The following is a 4,917-nucleotide window of genomic DNA, read 5'->3' as shown; positions in this document are numbered from 1 at the left end:
CGGCCGAGGCCGCGGAGATCGACGACCACGGCGTCATCAAGACCGCGCAGACCGCGTACGTCGGCACCTGGTTCTGGTCCAAGACCACGATCTGCATCGCCGGCCAGGGCACGGGCGAGTCGCTCGCCAGCGTGGTCACCGCGAACCCGCTCGTGCCGCCGTTCCTCATGAAGGTCACGGACCGCGGGAAGACCTGCGCCACGAGGTCGTTCGTCGGTCATCCGGCGCTCGTGACCGCAGTCCTCAGCAGCGGAGGCGTGCGCGTCACGAGCTACTGACGCAGCCGGGCCACGGCCCGCATCCGGTCGACGCACGACGACGCCGGCGCCCCCACGAAGGGGACGCCGGCGTCGTCGTCTCTGCGGGCGTTCGTCAGGCGACGTTCGCCGGCGCGTACGCGGCCGGGGCGTACGCCGCCGCCGCGTAAGCGGGGGTGCGGCCGGACAGCCGGGCCTTGAAGTCGCCGTTGGCCGCGACCTCGGCGAAGTACGCCTCGCGGCGGCGGGCGGCGCAGCCGCCGGGGCGGGCGGCGGGGGCGACCATGGCCGGGTCGACCTGGGAGTTGATCCCGTCCTTGAGCAGCGTGAGCGCCTCGGCGCGCATCTGGGAGACGCGGGACTCGCTGACGCCGAGCTCGGCGGCGATGTCCGCCATCGGCCGCTCCTCGAAGAAGTAGCGGACCACCACGGTGCGCAGCCGCTCGGGCAGGACGTCGACGGCGTCGTACAGGTAGCCGACCTTCTCCCGGTGCAGCAGCACCTCGTCGGGTGCGGGCTCGTGGACCGCCACGACGTCGTCGAGGCTGCCGGACTCGCCGAAGCCCTGCAGGCTCAGCACGACCGCGCGCTGCACGTCGTCCTCGACGGAGCCGAGCTCGGAGACCTGGACGCCGAGGTGGGCGGCGATCTCCGGCTGCGTCGGCGTGCGGCCGAGCACGCGGGTCAGCTCCTCCTCGGCGGCGTCACGCTTGCGGGCGCGGGTGCGGACCGAGCGGCTGGCCCAGTCGTAGCTGCGCAGCTCGTCGATGAGCGCGCCGCGGATGCGGGTGGAGGCGAAGCGGGCGAACGGCACGCCGCGGTCGTCGTCGTAGGAGCGGGCCGCCTGCGCGAGGGCGGCGAGCCCGGCCGAGGAGAGCTCGTCGCGGCTCACGTGCGCCGGGAGGCGCCCGAGGAGCTCGCTGACGAGGTATCCCACGAGCGGCATGTGCTCACGGCACAGCTGCTCCTCGCTGCGGTTGGTCGTAGAGGCCATGCCTGCCGAGGAGCGGGCGTCGTGGCGCGTTGCGGTCATGCTCCGGGTCTCGGCGCGGACCTCGGAAGCCCTTGAGCGTTTCGGGGGCGAAACCGCCCGTCAGGACTACTCCTTCCGGGCGAGCGGCCAGCGGGGCGTGGGCCCTTGGGCCCAGGAGGACCATGCCTTCGGCCCGGGAAGCTGCGCCGAACGGGGGACGGCGAACCCTCAGGTCGCCCGGCCCTCCGCCGATTCGCTAGTCAGCACCAGTTGAGGGCCGTCGATTCGCGATGGCCTCGAGGCGGAGGACTACATGAGCTTGGCAGGGGTCTCGAGCACCCTCTGGCGTGAGCGTGAGCTCCTGGAGCTCCTGCTCTTCAAGCTGGAGGAGGAGCAGCTCGTCCTGGCCTCGGGCCGCACGCGATGGCTGTCGCGGGCGACCAAGGAGGTCGAGATGGTGCTCGAGGAGGTACGCCGGGCCGAGCTCCTGCGCGCCGTCCAGGTCGACGCCGCCGGCGCCGAGCTGGGCATCGGCTCCGGGCCGAGCCTGCGCCAGCTGGCCGAGGCGGCCGACGAGCCGTGGAAGACCTTGCTGCTCGAGCACCGGCAGGCGTTCCTGACCGCCACCGCCGAGATCCAGGCGATGGCCGAGGCCAACCGCGACCTGCTCACGAGCGGGTTCCGCGCCGCCCGCGAGGCGCTGCTGTCGCTCGGCGACGGCGCGGAGACGTACACCGCCAGCGGGGCACCGGCTGCGGCCGGCCGCTTCAGCCGCCTCGTCGACGAGGCGATGTGACTTCCGTAGCAGCGACAGCGCACGACCTGCAGCAGCACCAGACCCCCGAAGGATGAGGAACCCCCACCGATGAGCAGCACGTTCAGCGGTCTCAACACCGCCTACTCGGCACTGGTCGCTCAGCGTCGTGCCCTCGAGACGACCGGCCAGAACGTGGCCAACGTCAACACCCCGGGCTACACCCGCCAGCGCGCGAACCTCGAGGCGCAGGGCGGCCCGGCGGTCCCCGCGATGTACTCCAAGTACGAGGGCGCGGGCGACGGCGTGAAGGTCGTCGGCGTCGACCGCATCACCGACACGTTCCTGCAGTCGCGGGCGCAGAACGAGGCCGCGAAGCTGGCGTCGCAGCAGACGATCGCCACCTCGCTCTCGCGCATCGAGGACGTCTTCCCCGAGCCCTCGGACAGCGCGCTCGGCTCGAACCTCGCCGACACCTGGAACGCGTGGGCGGACGTCGCCAACAGCCCCGGCGACGAGGCTCCGCGCAGCGCGCTCCTGCAGCAGGCGCAGACGCTGACGGGCAACATCAACGCGGCGTCGAAGAACCTCTCCGACCAGTGGTCGCAGCAGCGCGACGAGCTGTCGGTGACGGTCGACGAGGTCAACGTCGCGGCCAAGGGCATCGCCGAGCTGAACCTCGCGATCCGCCGCGACACGCAGGCCGGCGTACCGGCCAACGAGCTCAAGGACCGCCGCGACGCGCTCGTCGACAAGCTGGCCAGCCTGGTCGGCGCCACCGGCCGCCAGGGCGAGGACGGCGTGGTCGACGTCTACCTCGGCGGTACCGCGATCGTGCGCGGCGCCGACGCCGACGCGCTGCGCCTCGAGGGCCCGACGAAGCTGGCGGACGTCACCGCCGCCAGCCAGCTGCGCATCGTCCGCGACAAGGACGGCTACCCGTCCTCCGTGAGCAGCGGCAAGGCCGCGGGCGCGCTCGAGACGCTGAACAGCACGCTGCCGACGTACTCGCAGAAGCTCGACGGCCTCGCCTCGACCGTCGCGACCTCGGTGAACGCCATCTGGAGCACGGGCTACGACCTCGACGGCAACCCGGCCGGCGGCAACTTCTTCGGCAGCTCCGACGGCGGCCCGGTCAAGGCCGCCAATCTGACCGTGCTCGTCACGGACCCGCGCAAGGTCGCGGCGTCGGGTGACGCGGCCAAGCGCCTCGACAACGCGGTCGCGAACAAGATCGCGGCGATCGCCGGCAAGGTCGACGGCCCGGACGGCGTCTACCGCGACCTCGTCGCCAACCTCGCCGTCGAGTCGCAGACCGCGCAGACGCGCCTCACGACGCAGAAGTCCGTCTCGGAGAAGGCGACCGACGCGCTCGACTCGGTGCGCGGCGTCGACACCGACGAGGAGATGACGAACCTGCTGGCCTACCAGCGGGGCTACGAGGCCGCGGCGCGGGTCATGAACAGCATCAACTCCACGCTCGACACGCTCATCAACATGGTTGGAAGGTAACCAGCGATGACTGGCATCTCCCGCGTCACGTACCACGCGCTCGGGACGTCCGCGCTGCGTGGCATCCAGGGGAACCTGGACCGGCTCTCGAACCTGCAGAACCAGCTGTCGAGCGGCCGCTCGGTGAACCGCCCCTCGGACTCCCCGTCCGGCACCTCGGCCGCGATGTCCTTCCGCTCGGACATCAAGTCCAACACGCAGTACGCCCGCAACGCCAACGACGGCATCGCCTGGCTCGGGTACGCCGACCAGTCCCTGCAGTCCTCGCTGAACGTCGCGAACCGCGTCCGCGACCTCGCGGTGCAGGCGGCGTCGACCGGCTCGCAGGGCCAGACCGCCCGCGACGCCGTGGCGACCGAGGTCAAGCAGCTGCGCGACTCGCTCATCGAGACGGCGAACACGACCTACCTCGGCCGGCCGATCTTCGGCGGCACGACGGCGGGCAGCCTGGCGTACCAGAAGGACGGGACGTACGTCGGCGACGGCGGCCAGGTCATGCGCAACGTCGCCGAGGGCGTCCAGGTCCGCGTCGACTCGAACGGGCCGGAGATCTTCGGCACCGGCGACGACCAGCTCTTCAAGATCGTGAACGACATCGCCGACCACGCCTCGAACGACCCGGCGAAGCTGCAGGACGACCTCACCCGCCTGGATAAGGCGCTGACCAACCTGCGCAAGGGCGCCGCCGACATCGGTGCCCGCTACAACCGCGTCGAGTCGCTCAAGCAGGGCGCGGACGACCGCAAGCTGACCCTCAACAACGGGCTGAACGAGATCGAGAGCGTCGACATCGCCGACGCGACGGTCCAGCTCCAGCTCCAGCAGGTGGCCTACCAGGCCGCGCTGAGCACCGCCGGGCAGGTCCTGCAGCTCTCGCTCACGGACTTCCTGCGATGACCGCGGCGATCGACGAGAGGACCGGTTCCGGCGTGGCTGGCAGCTCCCTGGAGATCGTCCGGGACGGCGTAGGGCACGATGGCCGGGTGGACGCCCAGGTGACCGCTACCCCGCCCGCGCAGCAGGAGCTGCCCTCGCTCGTGTTCCCCTCGGGGCTGCCGGGCTTCTCCGAGGCCCGTCAGTTCGCGCTCGTACGCCTCGACGACGCCGGCACGGCGTACTCGCTGCGCTCGCTCGAGCACGAGGACCTGCGCTTCGTCGTCATGCCGCCGGGGCTGTTCTTCCCCGACTACGCGCCGGAGATCGACGACGAGGCCGCCGCCGAGCTCGGGCTCGAGCGGGCCGAGGACGCGCTGGTGCTGCTCGTCGTGACGCCGGGCGAGAGCGTGGACAAGGCGACCGTCAACCTGATGGCGCCGGTCGTGATCAACCTGCGCACCAACCAGGCCGCCCAGGTCGTGCTCACCGGCAGCGACCTGCCGCTGCGCGCGCCGCTCGCGTGACGTACGCGCCGACGTGAATCG

Annotated in this window: 6 protein-coding genes; 5 read left to right on the top strand and 1 reads right to left on the bottom strand. The window is 71.6% G+C overall.

What is annotated here, in order from left to right:
* Positions 1 to 278, top strand: a 278-nt coding sequence (locus G9H71_RS20995) for a hypothetical protein (RefSeq protein ID WP_166284726.1), incomplete at its 5' end; no start/stop codon positions are given.
* Positions 279 to 372: 94 nt separating this feature from the next.
* On the opposite strand, the gene G9H71_RS20990 is transcribed toward G9H71_RS20995, so the two are convergent.
* Positions 373 to 1,290 (bottom strand): sigma-70 family RNA polymerase sigma factor, encoded by a 918-nt coding sequence (locus G9H71_RS20990; protein WP_231135218.1) that lies wholly within the window; start codon positions 1,288 to 1,290, stop codon positions 373 to 375.
* A gap of 253 nt (positions 1,291 to 1,543) precedes the next feature.
* Here G9H71_RS20990 and flgN point away from each other — a divergent pair, with 253 nt between their 5' ends.
* From flgN to fliW, 4 genes are all read left to right on the top strand, one after another.
* Positions 1,544 to 2,026 (top strand): flagellar export chaperone FlgN, encoded by a 483-nt coding sequence (gene flgN, locus G9H71_RS20985; protein ID WP_166284725.1) that lies wholly within the window; start codon positions 1,544 to 1,546, stop codon positions 2,024 to 2,026.
* A 69-nt stretch (positions 2,027 to 2,095) separates the two neighbouring features.
* On the top strand, positions 2,096 to 3,496 hold the full coding sequence (gene flgK, locus G9H71_RS20980) for a flagellar hook-associated protein FlgK (protein WP_166284724.1): 1,401 nt from the start codon (positions 2,096 to 2,098) through the stop codon (positions 3,494 to 3,496).
* A gap of 6 nt (positions 3,497 to 3,502) precedes the next feature.
* Entirely contained in the window at positions 3,503 to 4,393 is an 891-nt protein-coding gene (gene flgL / locus G9H71_RS20975; RefSeq protein ID WP_166284723.1) for a flagellar hook-associated protein FlgL, read from the top strand.
* Between the two features lie 32 nt (positions 4,394 to 4,425).
* A complete protein-coding gene (fliW, locus tag G9H71_RS20970; protein WP_331273170.1) occupies positions 4,426 to 4,896 on the top strand; it encodes a flagellar assembly protein FliW in 471 nt (156 codons plus the stop codon).
* The last annotated feature ends 21 nt before the right edge of the window (positions 4,897 to 4,917 follow it).

The organism is Motilibacter deserti (genome assembly GCF_011250635.1).
GTDB lineage: Bacteria > Actinomycetota > Actinomycetes > Motilibacterales > Motilibacteraceae > Motilibacter_A > Motilibacter_A deserti.
The sequence above is the reverse complement of the archived record's forward strand: the minus strand, read 5'-3'. Positions and strand labels throughout refer to the sequence as shown.